The following is a 24,100-nucleotide window of genomic DNA, read 5'->3' on the forward strand; positions in this document are numbered from 1 at the left end:
GAAAATTTTATATTTTTAATATAACACACTTTTTATATTTTTGCTATTAAATTACTTTTTGTCATAATGAGAATTGACACATTTGTATAGAAAAAGCCACTTTTGTAAAAATTAGACACTTCTTTTAGTTAACTTTCACATATTTGGGAATAAAAATTGTCAGAAATCTATCAATCTTTATTGAGAAAAAATATCAAATGTAGTATAATTGATTTAGTTGTTAAGATATTAACAATTGTCAATATAATATGTAATGTATTGGAGGTTTTTGTATGGCACGTTTTTGTTTACCAAGAGATTTATATCATGGAAAAGGATCTTTAGAGATGCTAAAGACACTTGAAGGAAAGAAGGCCGTAATTTGTGTAGGTGGTGGCTCAATGAAGCGTGGTGGCTTCTTAGATAGAGCTAAGGGTTACCTTGAAGAAGCTGGTATGGAAGTAAAGCTTATTGAGGGTATTGAGTCAGATCCTTCAGTTGAAACAGTTATGAAGGGTGCTAGTGTAATGCAGGAATTTGGACCAGATTGGATTGTAGCTATGGGTGGTGGCTCTCCAATTGATGCAGCTAAGGCTATGTGGATTAAGTACGAATATCCTGAAGTAACATTTGAAGATATGTGTAAGGTATTTGGTCTTCCAAAGCTTAGAAAGAAGGCTCATTTCTGTGCTATTCCTTCTACATCAGGTACAGCAACAGAAGTTACTGCATTCTCAATTATTACTGATTATTCAAAGGGAATTAAGTATCCAATCGCTGACTTTGAGATTACACCAGATGTGGCTATTGTAGATCCAGATTTAGCAGAAACAATGCCAGTTAAGTTAGTAGCTCATACAGGTATGGATGCTATGACACATGCTATTGAAGCTTATGTTTCAACAGCTAACTGTGATTATACAGATCCATTAGCACTTCATGCTATTGAGATGATTAAGGAAAACCTTGTTAAGTCATATAATGGCGATATGTCATGTCGTTCATCAATGCACAATGCTCAGTGTTTAGCTGGTATGGCATTCTCTAATGCCTTACTTGGTATTGTTCATTCAATGGCTCATAAGACAGGTGCTGCATTTGAGAAGGGACATATTATCCATGGTGCAGCTAACGCTATGTATCTTCCAAAGGTTATTAAGTTTAACGCTAAGGATGCAACAGCAGCTAAGAGATATGCTAAGATTGCTGACTTTATTAACCTTGGTGGTAACACAGAGACAGAGAAGATCGACAATTTAATTGCTTACTTACGTAAGATGAATGATGATCTTAATATTCCGCACAGCATTAATAACTACGGCGAGGGTGGTCTTCCAGGCGAGACAATCGTTCCAGAAGAAGAGTTCTTAGCTAAGTTACATGATATTGCTGCTAATGCAATTCTTGATGCTTGTACTGGTTCAAACCCAAGACAGCCAAGTCAGGAAGAAATGGAAAAGCTTCTTAAGTGCTGCTACTATGATACAGAAGTTGATTTCTAATTTTAGATTAGCTTATTAGTTTTAAAGATTATAAATACAAATCCTAATGTCGCTTCACAATTTGCGTGAAGCGACATTTTTGTTTACAATAGTTCTAGCTAAATTATGAAAGTGTTAGGTATTTTAATGGCAAAGAAAGATTTTAATGAAAATGTAGAGGCAAAACTTTATGTTTGCGTAGACCATAAAAGATATAAGCAGGATGGTGAGCAGTTAGCTAATCACTTGAAAGTAGAACAGATTAGAAAACTAGAAGAAGTATCTAAAAATGATTTGGTTCTTCTATATGATAAAGAGGGTTTATCCTTAGTTGGCGGTAAATTAAGACTTCAGGCTGATTTTAATAATATGCTTCCAAGAGTAAAGGATGATATGTGGCAACATGAGTTAATTGCAAGAGCCGCAAAGATAAAAGAAGGAGAGTCTAATCTTAAGGCAATGGATGCTACAGCAGGTTTTGGAGAGGATTCTCTTATTCTTGCAGCGGCAGGCTATGAAGTTATGCTTTATGAAAAGGATCCTGTAATTGCAGCCCTTTTAAAGGATTGTTTAATTAGAGCTAGAAAGATTCCTGAAATTAAGGACATGGTAATGCGCATGAAATTAGTGGAGGGCGATAGTATTGAGGCTATGCTTAATATGGCTGAATTAAAGAAGGATGAAACTAAGGTAGTAGCTGATATGCCTGATTTAATCTACCTTGATCCTATGTTTCCTGAAAGACAGAAGTCTTCAAAGATTAAGAAGAAATTCCAGCTAATTCAAAAGCTAGAGCGCCCTTGCTTTAATGGTGAGGAAATGGTAAATGCAGCCCTAAGTCTTAATCCAAAGAAGATTTTAATTAAGCGCCCTATGAAGGCAGAGACTTTAGGAGATAGAACTCCAGAATTTTCTTATAAGGGAACTTCCATAAGATATGATTGCTTTATGCAAAAGTAGATAGACGGGACTAAGATATAACTTGAAATAACTAAAAGGACGTGCAGTAAATTCTGCATGTCCTTTTTTTACAAAAACTTTTGTTGGATATTATGCTTAGATAATATGCTTTCTATATTCCTTAGGGGTTAGTCCCTTTTTCTTTTTAAATACTCTAGTAAAGTAGTTTGAGTCTGGGAAGCCACACAAACTAGCGATTTCCTGAATAGAATCAGATGTGGAATTAAGCAGTAAAATTGCATGTTCAAGTCTGACATTCTGGATGTAATCTGTAATAGTTTGCGAGGTTTCTTTTTTAAATTGCACCGATAGATAACTTGGTGTAATTGCAAGATAAGAAGCCAAACTATCTAGAGTAATGTGCTCGTTATATTCAAAGCGAATCTTCTCGATACATTTTTTTATAATTGAAGAATAATTCTTGGTAGAGTAATTGTGCACTAGCATGCAGTACCTACGAAGCATAGTAATACTCAAGCTTTCAAGCTGCGATACATTGTTGGTAGATTCAATCCTAATGGCAAATTCTCTAGAGAGATTGTCGATATAGTAGGGATGAATCTGGGCAGTATCGGCGGCACGACGTAGGTTGGTGTTAAAGATAATCAGGAAGTTCTTAACATTTCTAAGATTATCAGGGGTTCTTGGGGAAATGTTAAACTGCCTAAATCTGTGATAAAGCTCAACGGCTAAATCTGTGTTACCGTTTATAACTGCAGCAAGCATAGCATCTTCAGCCTTATATCTATCAGCAACTGCCTGAAAGGAAGTGTGATCAGGATTCTCTGCAAGGTCGTAGGTCTTTTCCTTCTTTTTATTAACGATATCCTGGGCAATATCAATAAAGTGATAGTCGTTATTGCTTCCAAACAAAGGCTTTAAAAGAGGCATAAGCAGGGAAATCCAGAAGTCGTGGGTAGGAAGCGAAGGAATTCGGTTGTAGAACTCTAATAAATCCTTTGATATGGATAAAGGAAAATGGTGCTCCTCCATGATTTCATCTAGGTCCATTTGGGTTATAAATCTGTAGATAACAGGACCAAGAATTGCATACTTAGCCTTATATTCTTCCTGAATTACTGAGGGTAATTCAAAGAAGCAGTAATTTAAATTAAAGTCATCTTTAAAGAAAAGCACTGGAGAAGTTTTCTCTTCTTTAATAACATCCTTTAGGATGGTTTCATAATCAAAATTGTCATAGAGTGAGCTTCTAAATTTGTAATCGAGCTCATCTAAGTTATCTAGATTTTTATTAATTAGAAGAAACTGAATTCCAAGTGCTTCTAAAATATTCTTGTAGGTATAAATCAAATCAGCGTTCATTAGAAGTCCTCCTGTTTATTTTTTAACAAATTGTATACAAAATACTAGCACATTTTATATATAAAACAGCATTATCTTTATGTTGAAAATAGTCGACTAAAAAATTATGCTATTCTTACTAAAAATTGTGCGGGTATATAAGAATTATAAGAGATATACTCAAATTGTCAAGAAATTAACTCTATTGTAAGGAGAAATGTATTATGGGAAACGAAAACAATGGAATCCATCGCGCAAAAATTTGGCAGATTTTTGGATTCTCACTTAACAATGTAGCAACAAATATGTATTTATGGTTAATGACTTTCATCGCCTATTTCTTAACAGGCTTTGTTGGTGTTGGTGTAGTAGTTGCATCTTCACTTGTAACTGTTATGAGAATTTGGGATGGCGTAACTGATCCTTTTATCGGTTATATCGTTGATAAGACAAACGGTCGTTTTGGTAAGAACAGACCATTCGTAGTTATCGGTCAGTTAATTATGATTTGCATGAGTGCAATCATGTTCTTTTTAGTACCTAGCGTACCAAAGGCAGGAAGATTTGTAGTATTTATTATCTTCTATGCAATCTATATTGTGGGATATACACTTCAGTGTGTTGTAACAAAGTCAGCACAGACTTGTTTAACTAATGATCCAAAGCAAAGACCACTTCTTTCGGTTTTTCTTGGACTTGGTAATGCAATTTTCTTTGCTGCAATGCCTTATTATTCATACACATTCTTACTTAAGAAACATAATTACGCTTTTTCAAGAGCTTTCTTTGCAGAGCATTGGTTATTCTGTGTTGTATTCTCAGCAATACTTTCAGTAATCGTAATTATTTCTTTAATTGAGAAAGATAGAAAAGAATACTTTGGTATTGGCGGTGTTTCAAAGGTTTCTTTTAAGGACTACCTTGAAATCATTAAAAACAACAGAGCAATTCAGATGTTAGTCATTTCAGCATCAACAGATAAGCTTGCAACACAGACAAAGAGTGATGCAACAATTACTCTTATTGTTTATGGTATTGTATGTGGAAATGCAGCAGTATCCGGTGTCTTAAATGCTTACACAATTATTCCAAACATTATCTTTATCATCTTTATTTCAGGATGGATTTCAGCTAAGTTTGGACAGAAGCGTTCAATGGTAATTGGCTCTTGGGGAGCATTATTTAGCTGTGTGGCATTAATAGCTTTATTTGTTATTGGTAATCCAAGAACTCTTAGCCTTCCAGGAGATGGAGTATTTAGTGGTTGGTCAGTATTTACAGTATTGTTCTTATTATTAACAATTCTCTTTAACGGATTTAATACTGTTAATGGAAATGTTGTTATTACAATGACAGCGGATTGCGCTGATTATGAAGTATACCGTAGTGGTAAATATGTTCCAGGTATGATTGGTACATTATTTAGTTTTGTAGATAAGTTAATTTCATCACTTGCTTCAACAATTGTTGGTTTAATGTGTGCAATTATTGGTTTTGCTAGCGCACTTCCAACAGCACAGACACCATATAGTACAAAGTTATTTGTAGTTGGTATGATCGGAATGTACGGTTTAGTTTTAATTGGATTAATTTGTAACCTTGTTGCAATGAAGTTCTATCCATTAAATAAGGAAAAGATGAATGAAATTCAGCAGGAGATCGCAGAAATTAAAGCTAAGAATCAGGTAGCTTAATAAAGCAGATAGGAGCTGTTTATGGAAAATGAAATGTCAAAGGGAAAGTCAGTAGCTGACGATTCTAGGATTGATGTTAATGGATTAATAAGAGCAGAGGAAGAACTTTCACAATTAAAGAGAGAGTATGGAATCGAGGAAAAGCTTCCATTTTGGAAGAAGTGTATTAATTTTTATATCAATATGAAGGAGAAGAGAAAGCCAGTACAGATTAGTAAAAAGAAGTATTGTCTTACAGCATTATTTGGCGGACTCTTTGGCGTTCATCAGTTCCTTGTAGGAAGAAAGGCAATGGGTGTCATATATCTATTACTTAGTGTAACAGGACTTTCCTTTGCAATGAGTGTATTAGATATTTGGTATGCAGCGTTTTTAGAAACAGATGATAGAAAATTAATTACTTTGTAGTTGATATAAGTATATAAGACAGAAAAATTAAAGTTAATAATCACACAATTAGAACAGGAGTATTAGAATGGTAGATTTAAAAAAGAGCCCCTTTAATTTAAATGATTCACAGATTAACTGGGTTGAAGAAACAATTAATTCAATGACATTAGATGAAAAAATTGGTCAGCTTTTTGTTTTATTAAAGGCGGTACCGGGCGTTGATGAAGAAAAGATTAAGAAAGATTTAAGTGTTTCTCATCAGGGCGGCCTTCGTTGGCAAGGTGGAGATAATGAAACTGTATATCATCAGAATTCATTTTATCAGAAGACAAGTAAGACACCTCTCTTTATTGCTGCTAATTGTGATGATGGCGGTATTGGCGTAAGTAAGGAAGGTACATTTGTAGCAACAGCAGCTGAATGCGGAGCTGGAGAAGGCTATGAAAATGCATATCATCTCGGTTACGTAGCAGCTAAGGAAGCTTCAGCACTTTGCTGTAACTGGATGTTTAACCCGGTTGTTGATGTTTATAAGAACTGGAGAAATACAATCGTTAATACAAGAAGTTTTGGTTCAGATCCTAAGAAGGTTTTGGAAAATGCTAGAGCATATATTAAGGGTGTTAAGGACGCAAACCCTAACATGGCTTGTACAGCTAAGCACTTCCCAGGTGATGGTGTAGAAGAATTAGATCAGCACCTTGTAATGGGCGTTAATAATATGTCTGTTGAAGAATGGGAAGCTAACTTTGGTATGGTTTATAGAAGCCTTATCAAGGAAGGACTCGAATCAATTATGGTAGGTCATATTGCCCTTCCAGAAATGTCAAGAAAGTTAGTTCCTGGAATTAAGGATGAAGACATTAAGCCAGCAACTCTTTCAAAGGAATTACTTACAGACCTTTTAAGAGACGACATGGGCTTTAACGGTGTTGTAATTACTGATGCTTCTCACATGGTAGGTCTTAGTGCTACAAGCAAGAGATGCGACGCAGTTCCAGGTGCAATTATTGCAGGTTGCGATATGTTCCTCTTTGCAAATGATGTAGAGGAAGATATTGGTTATGTTAAGAAGGCTTACGAAGAAGGTAAGTTAACAGAGGAAAGACTTAGTGATGCACTTCATAGAATCTTAGGTCTTAAGGCGCATCTTAACATGAACACTGAAGTAAGAAATATTCCATCAAAGGATGATTTAGCCCTTATTGGTTGTGATGCTCACCATGAATTTGCTATTCAGGCAGCCAAGGAATGTATCACACTTGTTAAGGATACAAGAAATAACATTCCAGTTGATGTTAATAAGAAAAAGAGATTATTCCTTGTTTATGTAGGTTCAACACCAACATCTAAGGGATATACAGGAGATCCAGTAAAGAACCTTGTAATTGAAGAGTTAGAAAGAGCAGGCTTTGAAGTTGATGTTTGCCCTAACTACCATGATTTAGAGGTTGAAAATGGAGTTTCTCCAATGAACTTTATCAAGATGTTAAATCATCAAACTAGAAAAGAGTTCGTTGATAATCATGATTTAGCTTTAGTTGTAATTAATGTAAAGGGTTACGCTCAGGAGAACAACGTAAGACTTCGTTGGAGTATTAACCATAGTTGCGAGCTTCCTTGGTATAACGAAGAAGTTCCAACAATTGGCATGAGTCTTAACTATACTAACCACTTAATCGATGTACCACAGCTTCATACATTTATTAATGCTTATGCTCCAAAGAGAGAACATATTAGAGCTGCTATCGAGAAGATGATTGGTATGGATGAGTTTAGAGGTAAGGCTGATGAAACAGTATTCTGTGGAAGATGGGATACAAGACTTTAGTTTTTAGTGGAAGGTAATACTATGGTTAATTTAGATGAATTCAAGAAAAATAAAGATTTTCTTATATGTGTAGATAGCGACGGATGCGCTATGGATACTATGGACATAAAGCACTTTAAGTGCTTTGGTCCATGTATGATTAAGGAATGGAATCTTTCAAAATGGGAAGAGGAAATCCTTGAAAGATGGAATCAAATTAATTTATACAGTATGACTAGAGGAATCAATCGATTTGCAGGACTTTCAAAGGCCCTTGAAGAAATTGATAAGAACTACTGTGAAATCGATGGCATCGCAGAATTTGTTGAGTGGACTAACACTGCAGCAGAGTTAAGTAATAGAGCAATTGAGAAAAGAATAGAAGAGACAGGAAGTCCGATTTATTCAAAAGCACTTAACTGGTCATTAGAAGTTAATAAGTCAATTGACAAATTAGCTGATGATGAAAAATGTCCTTTTAATGGGGTCAAAGAAGGACTAGAAATGGCACAGAAATACGCTGATGTGGCTGTTGTATCAAGTGCCAACAAGGAAGCAGTAGTAGAAGAATGGGAGCGTTGCAATCTATTAGGAACGGTAGATTGTCTCTGCTGTCAGGATTCTGGAACTAAGGCGATATGTATTGAAAAGCTTAAGAGTTTAGGATATGAAGAAGACAAAATTCTTATGATTGGTGATGCACCTGGAGACAGAAAAGCTGCTATGACTAATAATGTTAACTTCTATCCTATTCTAGTTAAGCATGAAGCAGATTCTTGGAAAGAATTTATGAATGTAGCAATTAATAAGTTTATTGGACTTGATTATAAGGAATATGGAAAAATCAAGGAAAACGAGTTTTTAGATAATTTAAAGTAACATTTTTACAAAAATTAGAAATTAAAGATTGGAGAATTACTATGAAGAGTTCATTTCGTTGGTATGGTGACAGCGATCCTGTCACACTAGAAAACATTCGTCAGATTCCAGGTATGCGTTCTATTGTATCTGCAGTATATGATGTTAAGCCTGGTGAAGTTTGGCCAGAGGAAAGCATTAAGTACATTGCTGATAAGTGTAGAGAAAACGGTCTTGTATTTGACGTGGTTGAATCAATTCCTGTAACAGAGGAAATCAAGCTTGGCAGCCCTGAGCGTGATAGACACATTGAAAATTATTGCGAGTCTATTAGAAGATGTGCAAAGTACGGTGTTAAGTGTGTAACTTATAACTTCATGCCAGTATTTGACTGGACACGTACACAGCTTGATAAGGCAGCAGCCGATGGTTCAACAAGCCTTGTTATGTACTGGGATCAGTTAAAGGGACTTGACCCATTAAAGGATGATATTCATCTTCCAGGTTGGGATTCAAGCTACACACAGGACCAGGTAAGAGAACTTATTAGAGCGTATGGTGAAATCGGAGAAGAAGGACTTTGGGAAAATATTAAGTATTTCCTTGAGAGAGTTATTCCAGTTGCAGAGGAATGCGGCGTAGTTATGGCTCTTCATCCAGATGATCCTCCATATCCAATTTTTGGTCTTCCAAGAGTTATTACTTGCGAAGAAAATATTGATAGATATCTTTCAATCGTTGACAGCCCTTCAAATACACTTTGTTTCTGTACAGGTTCACTTGGCTGCTCACCTAAGAATGATATTCCTAAGTTAGTAAGAAAGTATTCAGAAATGAAGAGAATCGGCTTTATGCATTTAAGAAATGTAAAGATCTTAGAAGATACATCTTTTGAAGAATCTGGACATTTAACAAGAGAAGGTAGCCTTGATATGAATGCTATCGTTAAGGCATTAGTTGAGACAGGATTTGATGGATATTTTAGACCAGATCATGGACGTATGATTTGGGGTGAAACAGGTAAACCAGGCTATGGACTTTTTGATAGAGCCCTTGGTTCAGCATATATTAATGGTTTAATTGAAGCTAATGGTGGCTCAATAGAAAAATAATCGAGTAGTTTTAGAAAGGAAGTATAATTATGAATTTACCTTTAAACATTGATTTTACAGGAAAAACAGTAGTTGTTACAGGTGCCGGCGGAGTTCTTTGCGGTGATATGGCAAGAGCATTTGCACAGGCTGGAGCTAAGGTTGCTTTACTTGACCTTAACGAAGAGGCAGTAGTTAACTTATCAAACAAGTTAAATGAGGAAGGATATAAGACAAAGGGTTATAAGGCAAATGTACTTGAACCAGAAATGTTAGAAGAAGTACATCAGGCAGTTTTAAAGGACTTTGGCCCTTGTGACATTTTAGTAAATGGTGCTGGCGGAAATAATCCAAGAGCAACAACAGATAATGAATATCAGCATGAAGCTAAGGAAGGTCAGAAGACATTCTTTGATCTTGATGCATCAGGAGTAGACTTCGTATTCAAGCTTAATTTCCAGGGAACATTAATCCCAACTCAGATTTTTGCTAAGGATATGGTAGAGAAGAAGTCTGGTAGCATTCTTAACATTTCATCAATGAATGCTTATACTCCACTTACAAAGATCCCTGCATATTCAGGTGCTAAGGCAGCTATTAGTAACTTCACTCAGTGGCTTGCTACACACTTTGCAGGTACAGGAATCCGTTGCAACGCAATTGCTCCAGGTTTCTTAGTATCTAACCAGAACAGAGCTCTTCTTTTCAATGAAGATGGTACTCCAACAGCTCGTTCTGAGAAGATTTTAAAGGGTACACCAATGAACCGTTTCGTAGATAGCGAAGAATTACTTGGTGGTGTATTCTTCCTCTGTGACGATAAGGCAGCTAGCGCTATTACAGGTGTTGTACTTCCTATCGATGCAGGTTTTGCAGCTTATTCTGGTGTTTAATCTTTAAACATCATAATAATATATCTTTAATTTCCTTAAATATAGCTTAAAAAGATACCGTTAGATTTCTAGCGGTATCTTTTTGCTTTTTATTTTAGATTTCATCCTTCTAATTTAATTAACCGTCTTTAAAATGAAGTGATTCTTTTTAAATTCTATAAGCCCGTCTCTTTGCATCCTTCCTAATTCCTTAGACATATTGGTTCTCTCTAAATTAAGATAGTCTGCAAGCTGCTGTCTATTAAAGGGAATATCAAACTCGTTAGAGTGTTTTTGAAGGGACATGGTATTTAGGTAGGACAGAAGCCTCTCCCTAGCACCCTTTTTGGAAATGTGAAAACTACGCTTAGATAGAATCAAATTCTTATGCATAGAAATTCTAAGGGTGTTTTTAATTAGCTTAATCATCCAGCTTGTCATATTAGATTTAGTTAGTATCCCTGACATATCAATAAAAAGTATTGTGGAGTCTGTATTAGCACACACATCTACTAGCATGGTTTCATTAGGGATAAGAGCGTAAGTCTCGGCAAAGATTCCATTTTCACCCACATGACTAAGAATGGTTTTATTGCCCCAAACGTCGTTAGCTTCAATGGTTACGGCGCCCTTTAAAACGATGCCCACTAATTTAGTAGAGTCGCCGGCACACATGATGTATTCGTTTTTTAAATAGTCTTTTTGATAGGCAGTTAGTTCCTTTAAAACTTCCTCCACCTCTTCTTTAGTCATATTCATAAATAGAGTGGTTTTCATAATTTCTTCTATGTTCATAAAGCCTCCTATTCCAATAAATAGTTCCCTATTAATTTAGGGATAAATTTGAGAATTTTTTAAAATGTTGTTTTAGCCACATATTTCTAATTTAAAGTCTACTATAGTGACATAGTAAAAACAAGGAAAAAGAATTTGGAAACTATAAGGAGGTCTATTATGGACAATAATATGTTTTGTTATCAGTGTCAGGAAACAGCATGTGGCACTGGATGTAGAGTATCTGGTGTATGTGGTAAGAAGCCTGAAGTTGCAGCAATGCAGGATTTACTAATATATGTTACTAAGGGAATTTCTAATGTAACAACAAGTCTTAGAAAGGAAGGCAAGGACGTTGATATTGAGGTTAATCACTATATCACTCAGAACCTCTTTGCAACAATTACTAATGCTAACTTTGATAAGGACTCATTAACAGATAGAATTAAGCATACTCTTGAATTAAAGGAAGAGCTTTTAAAGAAGTTAGATAATAAGGAAAATCTTTTCGAGGCCGCTAGATGGAATGGCGAGCCTGAAAGTTACGCTATTAAGGCAGTTACAGTTGGTATCCTTGAAACAAAGGATGAAGATATTAGAAGTATGAGAGAGCTTATTACTTATGGTTTAAAGGGACTTGCAGCTTACCTTAAGCACGCTAATGCACTTTTAAGAGACAATGAGGAGATTGATGCATTTTTACAAAGCGCTCTTGCAAAGACACTTGATGATAGCTTAAGCCTTGAGGATTTAATCGCTTTAAGCATGGAGACAGGTAAGTTTGGTGTTGATGGCATGGCACTTCTTGATGCTGCCCATAACGAAAGATTTGGCGCTCCTGAAATTACAAAGGTTGATTTAGGAGTTCGTAAAAATCCAGCTATTCTTATTTCAGGACATGACTTAAGAGATCTTGAAATGTTACTTGAGCAGACAGCTGGCACAGGAGTTGATGTTTATACTCATTCTGAAATGCTTGCAGGTCAGTATTATCCAGCCTTTAAGAAGTACCCTCACTTTGCCGGTAACTACGGTAATGCATGGTGGAAGCAGAAGGAAGAATTTGAGAAATTTAACGGACCTATCTTAATGACTACAAACTGTATCGTTCCTCCAGCTGAGAGCTATAAGGATAGATTATGGACAACAGGTGCTACAGGTTATCCAGGATGTAAGCACATTCCAGGTGAATACGGCGAGGTTAAGGATTTCTCTGAAATCATTGCTCAGGCTAAGACTTGTCCTGCTCCTACAGAAATCGAGACAGGAACTATCGTTGGTGGATTTGCTCACGAGCAGGTATTTGCCCTTGCAGATAAGATCGTTGAGGCTGTTAAGTCTGGCGCTATTAGAAAGTTCTTAGTTATGGGTGGTTGCGATGGACGTATGAAGTCTAGAAGCTACTACACAGACTTTGCAAATAAGCTCCCTAAGGACGTTGTAATCTTAACTGTAGGTTGTGCTAAGTATAAGTTTAATAAGCTTGATTTAGGCGATATTGGAGGTATTCCACGTCTTCTTGATGCAGGTCAGTGTAACGATTCTTACTCTCTTGCAGTTATTGCCCTTAAGCTTAAGGAAATCTTTGGCCTTGATGACATTAATGACTTACCAATCGTTTATAACATTTCTTGGTACGAGCAGAAGGCAGTTATTGTCTTACTTGCCTTACTTTACCTTGGAGTTAAGAACATTCACTTAGGACCAACACTTCCAGCTTTCCTTTCTGAAAATGTTACTAACTTCCTAGTTGAGAACTTTGGAATTTCAGGAATCACTAACGTAGATGATGACTTAAAGGCATTTTTCGAATAATTAACAATTGAATGCTTGTTAAAAATGCAAACAATTTGCAAAAATGTTGACACCCCTAATTTTCGTGATTATAATACATGAAAGAAACGGGAAAGGGGTAAATTATGTCTAATAAGGAAGATAAAGTTAAGTTAAAAAAGACGCTTATTCGAATTGGGAAAAGTACACTAATATTAGCAGTAGCAGCTTTTGTCTGTTTTAATTTAGTGGACTGTAATTTTACAGGTTCATCAACTGTTAATAGTGTATTAAATGAAAAGACTAATGAAACAACAAGCACTAACCAGTCGGTTAATGATTATTCAAATACAGAAGCTACTACAGAGAATGAATCCACAGTGGATGATAGTAATGGGCCTGTTTCCTCTAATGGAATTGACTATGATTTAACTGAAATGAGCTCAACAATGGTCTATGCCACTGTTTATGAGATGATGGCTTATCCAAGTTTATATGAGGGCAAGACAGTTAAGATGGAAGGTCAGTATTATGCTCTTTATGTAGATGCTGATAATACTTATTATATGTACTGCCTTGTATCAGATGCCTTAGGCTGTTGTACACAAGGTATGGAATTTGTTTGGGGTGATGGAAGTCACGTTTACCCAGATGAGTATCCAGCAGATAAGACAGAGGTTGTGGTAAGCGGAACCTTTAAGACATACACACAGGATGGTAATACTTACTGTTGTATCGACAATGCTACAATGGAAGTTGCTAAGTAAAAAGCTATATAAATCTTAAATACAATAACAAAACTAGCCGAGGTTAATGTGGATGATTCACATTAGCCTCGGCTAAGTCATTTATTATAGGATTATCTGGTTGGTAAAATTTATTCAATACTACATATCGGTAAAATTTATTCGAAAATTAGCACTCGCAGGCAATTACAATTCCATAGCGCTCTGCATAGTAACTTACGAGTCCTCTAGCTGGATAGATGTTAATATCCAAATTAGGGAAAAGATTTTTAAGGGCAGCGCCAAAACCTGAGGCTAGCTCTTCATTTTCCACATGACAAATTCTTACCTTACCGCCAGCAAAGCCTGCCTTTGTCATTTCTTCTATAAGCTTTGAAAATACATTCTTAACGCCTCTAGATTTAGCTATAGGCTCGATTGTACCTTCTTTACTTGCAGTACCAATAATGCTAATGTTAAGCTTTCCAATAAGGGAAGCTACGATTTTATTAACACGACCGTTTTGAGCTAGGTTATGTAGAGATTTGAAAGCGAAGAAAAGGCGAGTTGATGAAAGATAGGCCTTTGTTTCATTTTCAATAAACTCAAAAGACTTACCGGCCTTTTTAAGGTCAATAATCTTCTCTAACATAAGGCGCATCTCAGGGCCTGTACTTAGTGTGTCTACAATTAAAATCTTGCTGTCTGGATGATCCTCAAGATATAAATCTCTTGCAACACAAGCGCTGTTATAAGTGCCTGAAAGACCGCTAGTCATTGTTACAACATAGATTTCATCTCCGCCCTCAAAGGCATTTAACCAGCTCTCTGTTGAAGGACAAGCTGTATAAGATCTGTCCTTGTAGGCAAGAAGATAGTCAAGCATCTCGTGGATGTCTAAATTCTCGTCGTCTAGGTAATCTCTTTCCTCAGTATATATTCTAAGTGAAGCGATATTAATATCGGTATCATTAATTTTTCTAGTATCACATGATGAGTCGGCAATAAACTTGATCATAAACGTACTCCTTTAAGTTAAATCGTCATCTCGTGGTTTTTTAAACCGTATATTATTGTAAATAAAACGACGAGGGTGTACAATTTACAAAATAGCTGTTTTTGTTCATTTAGGGCGATGGAGATTGATTATGGAATTAAAAAACATTAAAATTAACGAGAAATCAGAATTTACGAGAAAATGTATTGGCGAGGCAATAGTGATTTTGCTTAAGTCTACAGACTTTTCTCGTTTGAAAATATCAGACATTGTAAAAAAAGCGGGAGTATCAAGAACCACTTTTTACAAGTATTACACAACACCATATTCAGTACTTAAGGATTATTTAAGCCTAATGGTTTCTGAGTATATTGTTAAAGGCGAGAATTTAGGACAGGATAAGTTTTTTAACTATGATCACATTATCTTTTCCTTTAATTTTTTCGACAGATATGCAGAGTTTTTCTTAACTCTAGCAGATAATAAACTACATTCAGTTTTATTTGAAGGCATTAATGAATTTATGATAAATCATTTAAAGCCAGATAAGAGTATTTCTATGTATAAATTATATTCTTACGCAGGAGCGCTTCTTAATAGTTTCCTAAAGTGGGAGGAAAATGGCAAGAAAGAAAAGGTAGAGGATATTGCCGTTACTCTTGAAGGTTTCATTAGCTAGTTAAATATTTATATTAGTTTGAATGTAAAATTAATATTGACTTTGAATATTTTGACTATATAATAATTAAATGTAGTTATACAATTTGTTTGTTATTTTCTACAAAATATATCTGGCTTGGACTTTATCTAAGCTAGACTAGAATGTAGGGAGAAATATGATGGATATTAATGGTAAGAAACTAGAACATGGAATTATTCAAGGTGGAATGGGCGTTGGTGTGTCCCTTTCTGAGCTTGCAGGTAATGTGGCAAAGGAAGGCTGCATGGGCGTTATTAGCTCGGTAAATATTGGCTATAAGGAGTCTGATTTTTACAAAAATCCTTTAGCGGCTAATCTTAGAGCCCTTAAAAATCACATTAAGAGAGCTAAGGAAATTGCTGGTGGCAAGGGCCTTATTGGGGTCAATATTATGGTGGCTGTAAGTCATTATGAAGAGACAGTTAAGGCCGCAATTGAAGCAGGAGCTGATGCAATTATTTCAGGTGCTGGTCTTCCTCTAAAATTAGCAGGACTAGTTAAGGACAGTAAAACTCTATATGCGCCAATCGTTTCAAGTAAGAGGGCAGCAGCGCTTCTTTTAAAGACCTTTGCAAAGAGAGAAAACTCAGTACCAGATTTTATTGTAATTGAAGGTCATCAGGCCGGAGGACATCTAGGTTTTTCAGCTGATGATTTAGAAAATGATACATGCCAGGACAATCTAACTATCCTAAAGGAAGTCCTTGAGGTCGTTAAGACTTTTGAGGAGCAGTTTAAGAAAAAGATTAGAGTATTCCTTGGCGGTGGCGTATTTACTGGAAAAGATATGGCTGAGGCTATAAAAAACGGAGCTGATGGCGTTCAGATCGGTACAAGATTTATTGCAACAAATGAGTGCGATGCAGCAGATACTTTCAAGGAAGTTTTAGTGGAGGCAAAGGAAGAGGACGTAAAGATTATTAAGAGTCCAGTTGGCATGCCAGCAAGAGCTGTCTACACTCCACTTTTGAAAAAATTGGACATGGGAGATAAATTTTTTGCAAAGAAATGTAATAACTGTTTAACAGCCTGTCCTAAGGGAGATAAGATTCCTTACTGTATCAGCCGTGCCTTGATTTCTGCGGTGGAAGGTAACAAGGAAGAAGGTTTATTTTTCTGTGGTGAAAATGTATCGCGAATCAAGGAAATTGTAAGCGTCCACGATTTAGTAAGCGAGTTGTTAACTGATTGCAAGGCAGAGCTTGCATTTATTAGTATGGATACATTTGTATAAAATAAACGAAAAAGCTCTCAAAAACTTGTATATTATGTGAATATAATGTATCATAGCAATATGATGATTATGTGACAATTAAATACAAACATAAATATAATTCTTTAGCGAAATGGAGAGTGTATTATGAACGCAAGAAAAGAAACAAAAGACTTAGGCAATGGCAAGAAGGTCAAAAGAAGTATAAGTACTACTCTTTTACTTGTTGTTTTGCCGATTGTAACTGTTGGTATTTTAGGAATTATTTTATTCTTAAATAGTCAGGCGTCATCTTCAATGGAAGAATTGTCTAAAAAGGATTTACAGGCAGAAACCGATGCAAATGCTAACATCTTAAGTGCTCCTTTTAGAATGTTAATGTCAAAGTTTGGACAGTATGCAGACACCCTTGAAACGGTGGAGTTTGCTGATCATGACGCAATCAGAGCCTATATTGAACCTTCTGTGAATTATCAACCAGTTAAAAATACTGGTATTTATATAGGTTTCCCAGATGATTCATATATTTATGCAGATGGTAGAGTTATGGATTCTAGTTGGCTCCCTACTCAAAGAGATTGGTATAGCTTTGGTATGGAAAATGATACTTTCGAGGTAACGGAAGCATATCAGCCAACAGATGGTGGACTCTGTGTTACATTTGCAAGAAGAGTAGACTTATACGATGGTACAAAAGCTGTTATGGCGGTGGATGTTTATTTAACAGAACTTGATACAGATGTATCGGCTCTTACACCTATGGATACAGGTAGATCTGCAGTTATTAATGAGACTCAGCTTTTATCTTACGCAGATTCTTCATTAAATGGTTCAACAATTGCATCCGTTGGCAGTGACTATCTAACTAAGATTCAGAAGTACGCTTATAATGACAGCGAAACAGATGTTATTGAATTAGAAAATGATGATGGCGATAATGTATTTTTAGCAAAAGCAACCATTACAGGCTTACCATGGGTTATTGTTTCCGTGGTATCTGAAAAGGATGTTTTATCTAGCTCAGTACATTTTAGAAATATTGCTTTTATCCTTATGGTACTTGTATTAATTATTATTATAGGAATTATTCTTGTTGCTATTCGTTCAATTATTGCTAAACCTGTTGGCCAGCTTTCAGACAGTATTATTGCTGTTTCTAATGGCGATTTCACAACTAAAATGCCAGAAAGCAAGGGCGATGAAATTGGACTTATTAGTATTGAGATGACGAATTATGTAGACAAGATGCGAGATACTATTGGGGACATCATGGGCAGGGCTAATCAACTTCTACAAGAATCTGAAACCTCGAAAGATGCGGCCAATTTCATGTCTAAGGAGTCTAGAGAACAGTCTGTTTCTATGAACCAGATTGAAGAGGCTATGGATGGTATTTCAAGAGCGGTTACTGAACTTGCTCAAAATGCTACAGACCTTGCTCAGTCTATTGCAAATTTAACTGACAACGGTAATGAAACTAACGAAGTTATGTTAAATCTTGTAAAGCAGGCAGATATTGGACATAAGGATATGGTAAATGTTGAGCAGAACATGGAACATATCACTGAGTCTATGGGCGAGATGAATGATGTTGTAAATGTAGTAAAGACCTCTGCTGATAAGATCAATGAAATCGTTCGAATGATTGATTCTATTGCTGAGCAGACAAATTTACTTTCACTTAATGCAAGTATTGAGGCAGCTCGTGCAGGTGAAGCTGGTAAGGGCTTCGCAGTTGTTGCAGGTGAAATTGGTAACCTTGCTTCAAATAGCCAGGATGCAGCCCAGGATATTGCAAAGATTATTACTGAGATTACAGGTGAGGTTGATAAGCTAACTAACAAGTCTCAGAAGAATATGGAAGCTATTGGCGAATCAAGTGATGCCGTTAAGAAGGCAGGAGAGAGTTTCTCAGTTATTATTAGTGAGCTTGATAATGCAGCCAATATCATGCAGTCTATGATTACTCTTATGAATGATGTAAATGATATTGCATCAAATGTTGCTGCTATTTCAGAAGAGCAGTCAGCAAGTTCAGAGGAAGTTGTAGCTACTGTTGAGACCTTAGTTGTATCAGCTAATGACATTGCTGATAGAAGTAAGAGTGTATCTGACTCAGCTAACACAGTATCTGATTCGGCTAAGTCAATTAACAACTTACTTGATCAATTTACCATTGAGTAACATTTTTAAAGCTAAAATAAAAAATTAATGATTAACTTATGAGAGGCAAGTCGGAGAAATCCGGCTTGCTTTATTTTTACCTTTTTTTTACACAAACTAGGAGGCAGATTTTACTAAAGACAAATATAATGACAAAGTCATCGCGAGACAGAGGAAAAAGATCAAAGAAAATGAAGACAAATGGGGAGGCTTAATATGAAGAAGCAGACGATAAAAGCTTTAGCAGTTACATTAGCAGCATGTATTGCAATTGGAAGCTGCGCGGTTGCCTTTGGTAAAAACATAGTTACTAAGGTGGAAAAAGAAGTTAGCGCAGAAGAAATGGTAACAACAAAAACACCTAAATATGTGTTCTTATTTATTGGAGATGGAATGTCATATCCACAGATAGAAACAACTAATTATTATTTATCGGCAGTAAAAAACGGTACTAGCATGGGAGATAAGAAGGAAGGTACAGTTTTAGAAAAGGAATCTGATGAACTTTCTTTCCTTGATTTCCCAGTAGCTGGTAGCGCACAGACTTATGATAGTAGCTCCTTCTGTCCTGATTCAGCATCAACTGCAACATCTATTTCAACAGGACATAAGACATATAGTGGAACAATTAATATGGATGAGGCTGGAAAAGTAAGCTATGAAACAATAACAGAGAAATTAAAGGATCAGCTAGGATATAAAGTTGGTGTTATCTCATCAGTTAATTTAAATCATGCTACACCAGCAGCATTCTATTGTCATCAGCCAAAGAGATCAAATTATTATGACATCGGACTTGAGATGATTGATAGTGATTTTGATTATTTTGCAGGTGGCGGTTTATTAAAGCCTACTGGAGCTAATAAAGACCAGGAAAATCTTTATGATTTAGCAGAAAAGAAAGGCTACACAGTAGTTAATACTCAAGCAGAAGCTCAAAATGTAACAGCGGACACAGGTAAGACAATTATTATTGATGAGCATTTAGCAGATAGCGATGCCATGGAATATGAAATTGATAGACCTGAGGATCATTGGGCTCTAAAGGATTATGTTGCCAAGGGTATTGATTGCCTTTATGAAGGAAATGATAAAGGCTTCTTTATGATGGTAGAAGGCGGCAAAATCGACTGGGCATGTCATGCCAACGATGCAGCATCAACTATGTCTGATACAAAGGCACTATCAGATGCAATTGATGAAGCGGTTGACTTTTATAATGAACATCCAGATGAGACTTTGATTCTTGTTACTGGCGACCATGAAACAGGTGGTTTAACAATTGGTTATGCAGGTACTAACTACGATACATTTTTACAGAATCTTTCAAATCAAAAGATTAGTTTCTCAGCTTTTGATGATAACTATGTATCAAAGTATAAGGAAAATAACACAAGCTTTGATGATGTCATGAAGGACGTTACAGATTTATTCGGACTTGTTCCACAGTCAGTTGCAAGTCAGAACGCTGAGACTGGTGTAACTACTGATAGTGCAGATAGTCATCCAACGGGAGTTACATCAGGTAATCTAGTTTTAACAGATTATGAATTAGAAAAATTAAAAGATGCATATGATAAGACTATGTCAGCAAATGAAGAAGAAAAGCTTAGTCAGGAAGAATATATACTTTATGGTAGTTATGAACCATTAACAGTAACAATTACACATATTCTTAATAATAAGTCAGGTATATCATATTCAAGTTATAGCCATACAGGACTTCCTGTTGGAGTATTCGCTCTTGGTGTTGGACAGGGTGAATTTGAAGGATACTACGATAACACTGAAATTTACAACAAGATGGCAGACTTGTTAAAAGTGGAGTAGTAAATGTATCTTAAGGTTTTAAATGTGTTAAAAAAACTTTGGGGATTACAGTCTTCGGGCTGGAAATCCCTTTTAGTAGCTTTTATTATTTGCCTCATTCTTATAATAATTCCAACAGGATTTGAGGACGCTGTTATATATCAAGGAACAGATAAGGTAAAGGCTGAAGTTGTAGAAGTGGATAATTCAGCAATTAAAGATGCTGGTCTTATAAGAACTGGTGAGCAGATATGTAAGGTCTATTTAAAGGCAGGCAAATTTAAAGGGCAGACTAGGGAAGCCATTAATCTTCTTACAGGTAGCCTAGCTCAGGATAAGGAATTTAAAGTCGGTGATTTAGCTATGGTTGTAGTTAGTAATGATGGTGAAAATGTAAGCTCTATCACTATGATTGATCACTTCCGTATAGGTTGGGAAATAGTGTTATTAGTTATATTTGCATTATTATTAATTCTCTTTTCGGGACCAGTAGGTATAAGGGCTTTGTTCTCCTTTATAATTTCTGTACTTAGCATTTGGAAAATTTTAATTCCTGCATGTCTAAAGGGAATCAATCCGATTCTTGTTGGACTCTTTTTAGTAACATTTTTAACAATAGTTATTATTAGCTTTGTCTATGGAGTTGATAAAAAGAGTTTGGCAGCCATAATGGGAAGTATGTTAGGTGTGATAGTAGCCTGTCTTTTATCGATATTTTTTACACATGTTTTAAAAATTCATGGTGCGATTATGACAGATAGTGAGTCCTTACTTTATTCCGGTTATCAAAATTTGAATTTAACAAATATTTTCATGGCGGGAATATTTATAGGTGCATCAGGGGCAATGATGGATTTATCCGTGGATATTACTAGTGGAATAGCTGAGGTTATAAGAAAAAAACCAGATATAACTAGATGGGAAGCAATGGCAAGTGGCATTCGCATTGGTCAAGCAGCAACAGGCACAATGACTACAACCCTCCTTTTAGCCTATGCCGGCAGTTGTACAAGTCAGTTAATGGTTTTTATGGCGCAGGGAACTCCGATTGTTAATATCCTTAATTATAAATATGTGGCAAGTGAGATTTTACAAACTTTAGTTGGTTCATTTGCTTTAGTAACTGTAGCTCCTTTTACAGCTGTAGTTGCTGGAATTTTATTAGTAAAAAGGGATAGATAAACTAGTTATTTTAATATAAAGAAAATGATAAAAAACAGTATGTGTAATAGTAACGCATACTGTTTTTTATTTGAACGCAGTGCCACTGCGTTCATGAGGAAGTAGCGAAGCGGATTCCGAATGTCCGCTTTACAATATTTTTGCAAAGTCAGAAAGTGTACAAAAGTATCATCGATGATACTATGTTTTAAAAAACTGCGTACTTGTTTATTTTGGCTAGTTTACTATATCATTTAAGTATGGATTATTTTAGTAATTAGATTACAAAATAATAAAGGAGATTAGAATTGAGGTGATTCTGATTCAATGCTTTAGGAAAGAGAGGTGTTCTTTTATTGCATGATATTTGGAACCCATGGCATGGCTGTAGAAAATGTAGTGAGGGCTGTCAAAATTGTTATATGTTTTACAATGATTCTCTTCATGGAAAGAATGGAGCAGATATTTATAGGACAAAGGCTGGATTTAAATATCCATTAAGTAAAGATCGCAATGGTAGATATAAAGTTAAAAGTGGGGAAAAGATTCGTGTTTGTATGAATAGTGATTTCTTTTTAGAAGAAGCTGATATGTGGAGAGATGAAGCTTGGGCAATAATTAGACAAAGACCAGATGTTATATTTTGGCTTCTAACTAAGAGGCCAGAACGAGTTAGCAACTGTCTTCCTTATGATTGGGGTGATGGTTGGGAAAATGTAATGTTTAATGTTAGTTGCGAAAACCAGAAAAGGGCAGATGAGCGAATTCCCATACTTCTTGATTTGCCCTTTAAGCATAAAGGAATTATGTGTGCTCCGTTTATAGGACCGGTTAGTATTAAAAAATACTTGCCAGAAAACCAAATAGAGCAGGTGCTTTGTGATGGAGAAAATTACAATGGCGCCCGTCCCTGTCATTATGAATGGGTAAAGCAACTACATGATGAATGCAAGGAGTATAATGTTGGATTTATATTTTGTAGTATAGGAAGCTGCTTTGTTAAAGATAATAAGATTTATCGTGTTAAAAGTGGCAAAATAAGAAGTGAACAAGCTGCCCTTTCAGGTCTTAGTTTTCCGGGAAAAGCTATTGATTTTAGGTTAACTAATGAATGGGGAATGCCACTTTTTGATGATATGCTCTATAAAGCGTATTATGGTAAAGAATGTGAAAATTGTGGAATGCGATTGGCTTGTAATGGTTGCACCCAGTGTGGAAAATGTGAATAGATATATTGATATTTGAGGTAAAAATACTATTCATCTGCCATAATAATTTTTTATTTCTGGAAGGCTTTTCGATAATTTAATGGTGATAATCCTTTTGCTTCACTGAAAAGCTTCGCGAAATGACCAGACGACACATAACCCACTGCTTTCGCCACTTGAGAAACCGGAAGATTAGTGTAGGCTAGTAGATGTTCAGCATGGTCGATTCTTACCTTTTGTAGATATTCCGCAATCGTCATTCCATAATATGCTTTAAAGGCACTTTTTAATTTAGTTGTTCCCATACAGGCAATTCTTGCTAATGACTCAATGGATATTTTATCCGCATAATGATCATTAATGTAAAGGCCAAGACTGTTTAATAATTCTACATCTGTAGATGAAAGAACAGTTTTTGCTTTTATATTAAGTTTTCTGTGATGCTCAAAGATGAGAGAAAGCGCTTCTCTAGCTTTAGCATCATAGAACAGTACAGTAGCTGATGCAGAGCCTTTGTATTTCCATATGTCCCAAAGGAGTTTCTTCATTTCAGGGAAGTCAGCTGTTTCATCTATACACTTAAAGGCAGTTTCAGGATTCTCATAGGCAGAGCCAAAACTATCTTTAAGAATCTGATGGAAGAAGTCTGGCTGATACTCAATTCCTATAGAACGTATCGGTATATTCCGATGTATAAGAGCATGGAAAGGTTCATTGCCACCCAGAAAACTCTTTATAACTTTACATTTAAGATTACGATAAGGGTTTAGTTCTTCACCAGATATTGATTCGTACCAAGTAATGCTAAGACACTCAGGTACATCCATTTTTAAAACAGTATCTTCTTTAAATGAGAAATCATGTATTTTGATGTTGTATTGTTCAGGGACTTCGTAATACCAGTAGTATCCACTTCCTATTTCAGGTAAAACCTCAAAGCAATCACCTCCACTTGGAAAATTCTTGGGTGCTTTGCATGGGCGAAAACCTGCATTTTGAAATAATTCTTTGTAATATCCGTTATTTTTATTCCTCATATTCATTCCAATCCGACGGATTATTTATGAAATCCGACATTTGATATCGTAGGTAATTGTAACATTCTTTTTATTTGATTACAATACAAGGCGGTACCAAAGT

General features: G+C 35.8%; 20 protein-coding genes. 16 read left to right on the forward strand and 4 right to left on the reverse strand.

Annotation, left to right across the window (positions count from 1 at the left end; genetic code table 11):
- Positions 1 to 272: 272 nt before the first annotated feature.
- Together BLQ66_RS09400 and BLQ66_RS09405 are read left to right on the forward strand one after the other, a co-directional pair.
- On the forward strand, positions 273 to 1,481 hold the full coding sequence (locus BLQ66_RS09400; protein WP_074521933.1) for an iron-containing alcohol dehydrogenase: 1,209 nt from the start codon (positions 273 to 275) through the stop codon (positions 1,479 to 1,481).
- Between the two features lie 126 nt (positions 1,482 to 1,607).
- Positions 1,608 to 2,420 carry a class I SAM-dependent methyltransferase gene (locus BLQ66_RS09405; RefSeq protein WP_074521934.1) on the forward strand — a complete coding sequence of 271 codons (813 nt, stop codon included), beginning with the start codon at positions 1,608 to 1,610 and terminating at the stop codon, positions 2,418 to 2,420.
- 96 nt (positions 2,421 to 2,516) lie between these two features.
- Here BLQ66_RS09405 and BLQ66_RS09410 read toward each other — a convergent pair whose 3' ends face one another.
- A complete protein-coding gene (locus BLQ66_RS09410; protein WP_074521935.1) occupies positions 2,517 to 3,743 on the reverse strand; it encodes an AraC family transcriptional regulator in 1,227 nt (408 codons plus the stop codon).
- 203 nt (positions 3,744 to 3,946) lie between these two features.
- On the opposite strand from BLQ66_RS09410, the gene BLQ66_RS09415 reads away from it, so the two are divergent.
- The 6 genes from BLQ66_RS09415 (at position 3,947) to BLQ66_RS09440 (ending at position 10,458) form a co-directional block, all read left to right on the forward strand.
- Positions 3,947 to 5,416 (forward strand): MFS transporter, encoded by a 1,470-nt coding sequence (locus BLQ66_RS09415; protein WP_074521936.1) that lies wholly within the window; start codon positions 3,947 to 3,949, stop codon positions 5,414 to 5,416.
- Between the two features lie 21 nt (positions 5,417 to 5,437).
- On the forward strand, positions 5,438 to 5,824 hold the full coding sequence (locus BLQ66_RS09420) for an NINE protein (protein ID WP_083330335.1): 387 nt from the start codon (positions 5,438 to 5,440) through the stop codon (positions 5,822 to 5,824).
- A gap of 67 nt (positions 5,825 to 5,891) precedes the next feature.
- On the forward strand, positions 5,892 to 7,637 hold the full coding sequence (locus BLQ66_RS09425) for a glycoside hydrolase family 3 protein (RefSeq protein ID WP_074521937.1): 1,746 nt from the start codon (positions 5,892 to 5,894) through the stop codon (positions 7,635 to 7,637).
- A gap of 21 nt (positions 7,638 to 7,658) precedes the next feature.
- A complete protein-coding gene (locus BLQ66_RS09430; protein ID WP_074521938.1) occupies positions 7,659 to 8,495 on the forward strand; it encodes an HAD family hydrolase in 837 nt (278 codons plus the stop codon).
- A gap of 41 nt (positions 8,496 to 8,536) precedes the next feature.
- Entirely contained in the window at positions 8,537 to 9,586 is a 1,050-nt protein-coding gene (gene uxuA / locus BLQ66_RS09435; protein WP_074521939.1) for a mannonate dehydratase, read from the forward strand.
- 29 nt (positions 9,587 to 9,615) lie between these two features.
- Positions 9,616 to 10,458 carry an SDR family oxidoreductase gene (locus tag BLQ66_RS09440; protein WP_074521940.1) on the forward strand — a complete coding sequence of 281 codons (843 nt, stop codon included), beginning with the start codon at positions 9,616 to 9,618 and terminating at the stop codon, positions 10,456 to 10,458.
- A gap of 114 nt (positions 10,459 to 10,572) precedes the next feature.
- On the opposite strand, the gene BLQ66_RS09445 is transcribed toward BLQ66_RS09440, so the two are convergent.
- Positions 10,573 to 11,232: a Crp/Fnr family transcriptional regulator gene (locus BLQ66_RS09445; RefSeq protein ID WP_074521941.1), complete on the reverse strand. Its 660-nt coding sequence runs from the start codon at positions 11,230 to 11,232 to the stop codon at positions 10,573 to 10,575.
- 159 nt (positions 11,233 to 11,391) lie between these two features.
- Here BLQ66_RS09445 and hcp point away from each other — a divergent pair, with 159 nt between their 5' ends.
- On the forward strand, positions 11,392 to 13,026 hold the full coding sequence (hcp, locus tag BLQ66_RS09450) for a hydroxylamine reductase (protein WP_074521942.1): 1,635 nt from the start codon (positions 11,392 to 11,394) through the stop codon (positions 13,024 to 13,026).
- 104 nt (positions 13,027 to 13,130) lie between these two features.
- The gene (locus BLQ66_RS09455) at positions 13,131 to 13,751 is read left to right on the forward strand and encodes a hypothetical protein (RefSeq protein WP_083330336.1); all 621 of its coding nucleotides are present in this window, start codon (positions 13,131 to 13,133) and stop codon (positions 13,749 to 13,751) included.
- 148 nt (positions 13,752 to 13,899) lie between these two features.
- Here the strand turns inward: BLQ66_RS09455 and BLQ66_RS09460 are convergent, their stop codons facing one another.
- A complete protein-coding gene (locus tag BLQ66_RS09460; protein WP_034245683.1) occupies positions 13,900 to 14,727 on the reverse strand; it encodes a DegV family protein in 828 nt (275 codons plus the stop codon).
- A gap of 130 nt (positions 14,728 to 14,857) precedes the next feature.
- On the opposite strand from BLQ66_RS09460, the gene BLQ66_RS09465 reads away from it, so the two are divergent.
- The 6 genes from BLQ66_RS09465 to BLQ66_RS09490 all read left to right on the forward strand — a co-directional run bounded on the left by BLQ66_RS09465 (position 14,858) and on the right by BLQ66_RS09490 (position 22,981).
- Positions 14,858 to 15,385 carry a TetR/AcrR family transcriptional regulator gene (locus tag BLQ66_RS09465; RefSeq protein WP_027431056.1) on the forward strand — a complete coding sequence of 176 codons (528 nt, stop codon included), beginning with the start codon at positions 14,858 to 14,860 and terminating at the stop codon, positions 15,383 to 15,385.
- A gap of 157 nt (positions 15,386 to 15,542) precedes the next feature.
- The gene (locus tag BLQ66_RS09470; protein WP_074521943.1) at positions 15,543 to 16,640 is read left to right on the forward strand and encodes an NAD(P)H-dependent flavin oxidoreductase; all 1,098 of its coding nucleotides are present in this window, start codon (positions 15,543 to 15,545) and stop codon (positions 16,638 to 16,640) included.
- A gap of 126 nt (positions 16,641 to 16,766) precedes the next feature.
- Positions 16,767 to 18,803 (forward strand): methyl-accepting chemotaxis protein, encoded by a 2,037-nt coding sequence (locus BLQ66_RS09475; RefSeq protein WP_074521944.1) that lies wholly within the window; start codon positions 16,767 to 16,769, stop codon positions 18,801 to 18,803.
- Positions 18,804 to 18,998: 195 nt separating this feature from the next.
- Positions 18,999 to 20,612, forward strand: a complete 1,614-nt coding sequence (locus BLQ66_RS09480; protein ID WP_074521945.1) for an alkaline phosphatase — start codon at positions 18,999 to 19,001, stop codon at positions 20,610 to 20,612.
- Positions 20,613 to 20,615: 3 nt separating this feature from the next.
- Positions 20,616 to 21,773, forward strand: a complete 1,158-nt coding sequence (locus BLQ66_RS09485; protein WP_083330337.1) for a YibE/F family protein — start codon at positions 20,616 to 20,618, stop codon at positions 21,771 to 21,773.
- A 335-nt stretch (positions 21,774 to 22,108) separates the two neighbouring features.
- A complete protein-coding gene (locus BLQ66_RS09490; RefSeq protein WP_074521946.1) occupies positions 22,109 to 22,981 on the forward strand; it encodes a DUF5131 family protein in 873 nt (290 codons plus the stop codon).
- A 50-nt stretch (positions 22,982 to 23,031) separates the two neighbouring features.
- On the opposite strand, the gene BLQ66_RS09495 is transcribed toward BLQ66_RS09490, so the two are convergent.
- Positions 23,032 to 23,997 (reverse strand): AraC family transcriptional regulator, encoded by a 966-nt coding sequence (locus BLQ66_RS09495; protein ID WP_180364714.1) that lies wholly within the window; start codon positions 23,995 to 23,997, stop codon positions 23,032 to 23,034.
- Positions 23,998 to 24,100 lie beyond the last annotated feature (103 nt).

The organism is Lachnospira pectinoschiza (assembly GCF_900103815.1).
In the GTDB taxonomy this organism is placed as follows: domain Bacteria; phylum Bacillota; class Clostridia; order Lachnospirales; family Lachnospiraceae; genus Lachnospira; species Lachnospira pectinoschiza_B.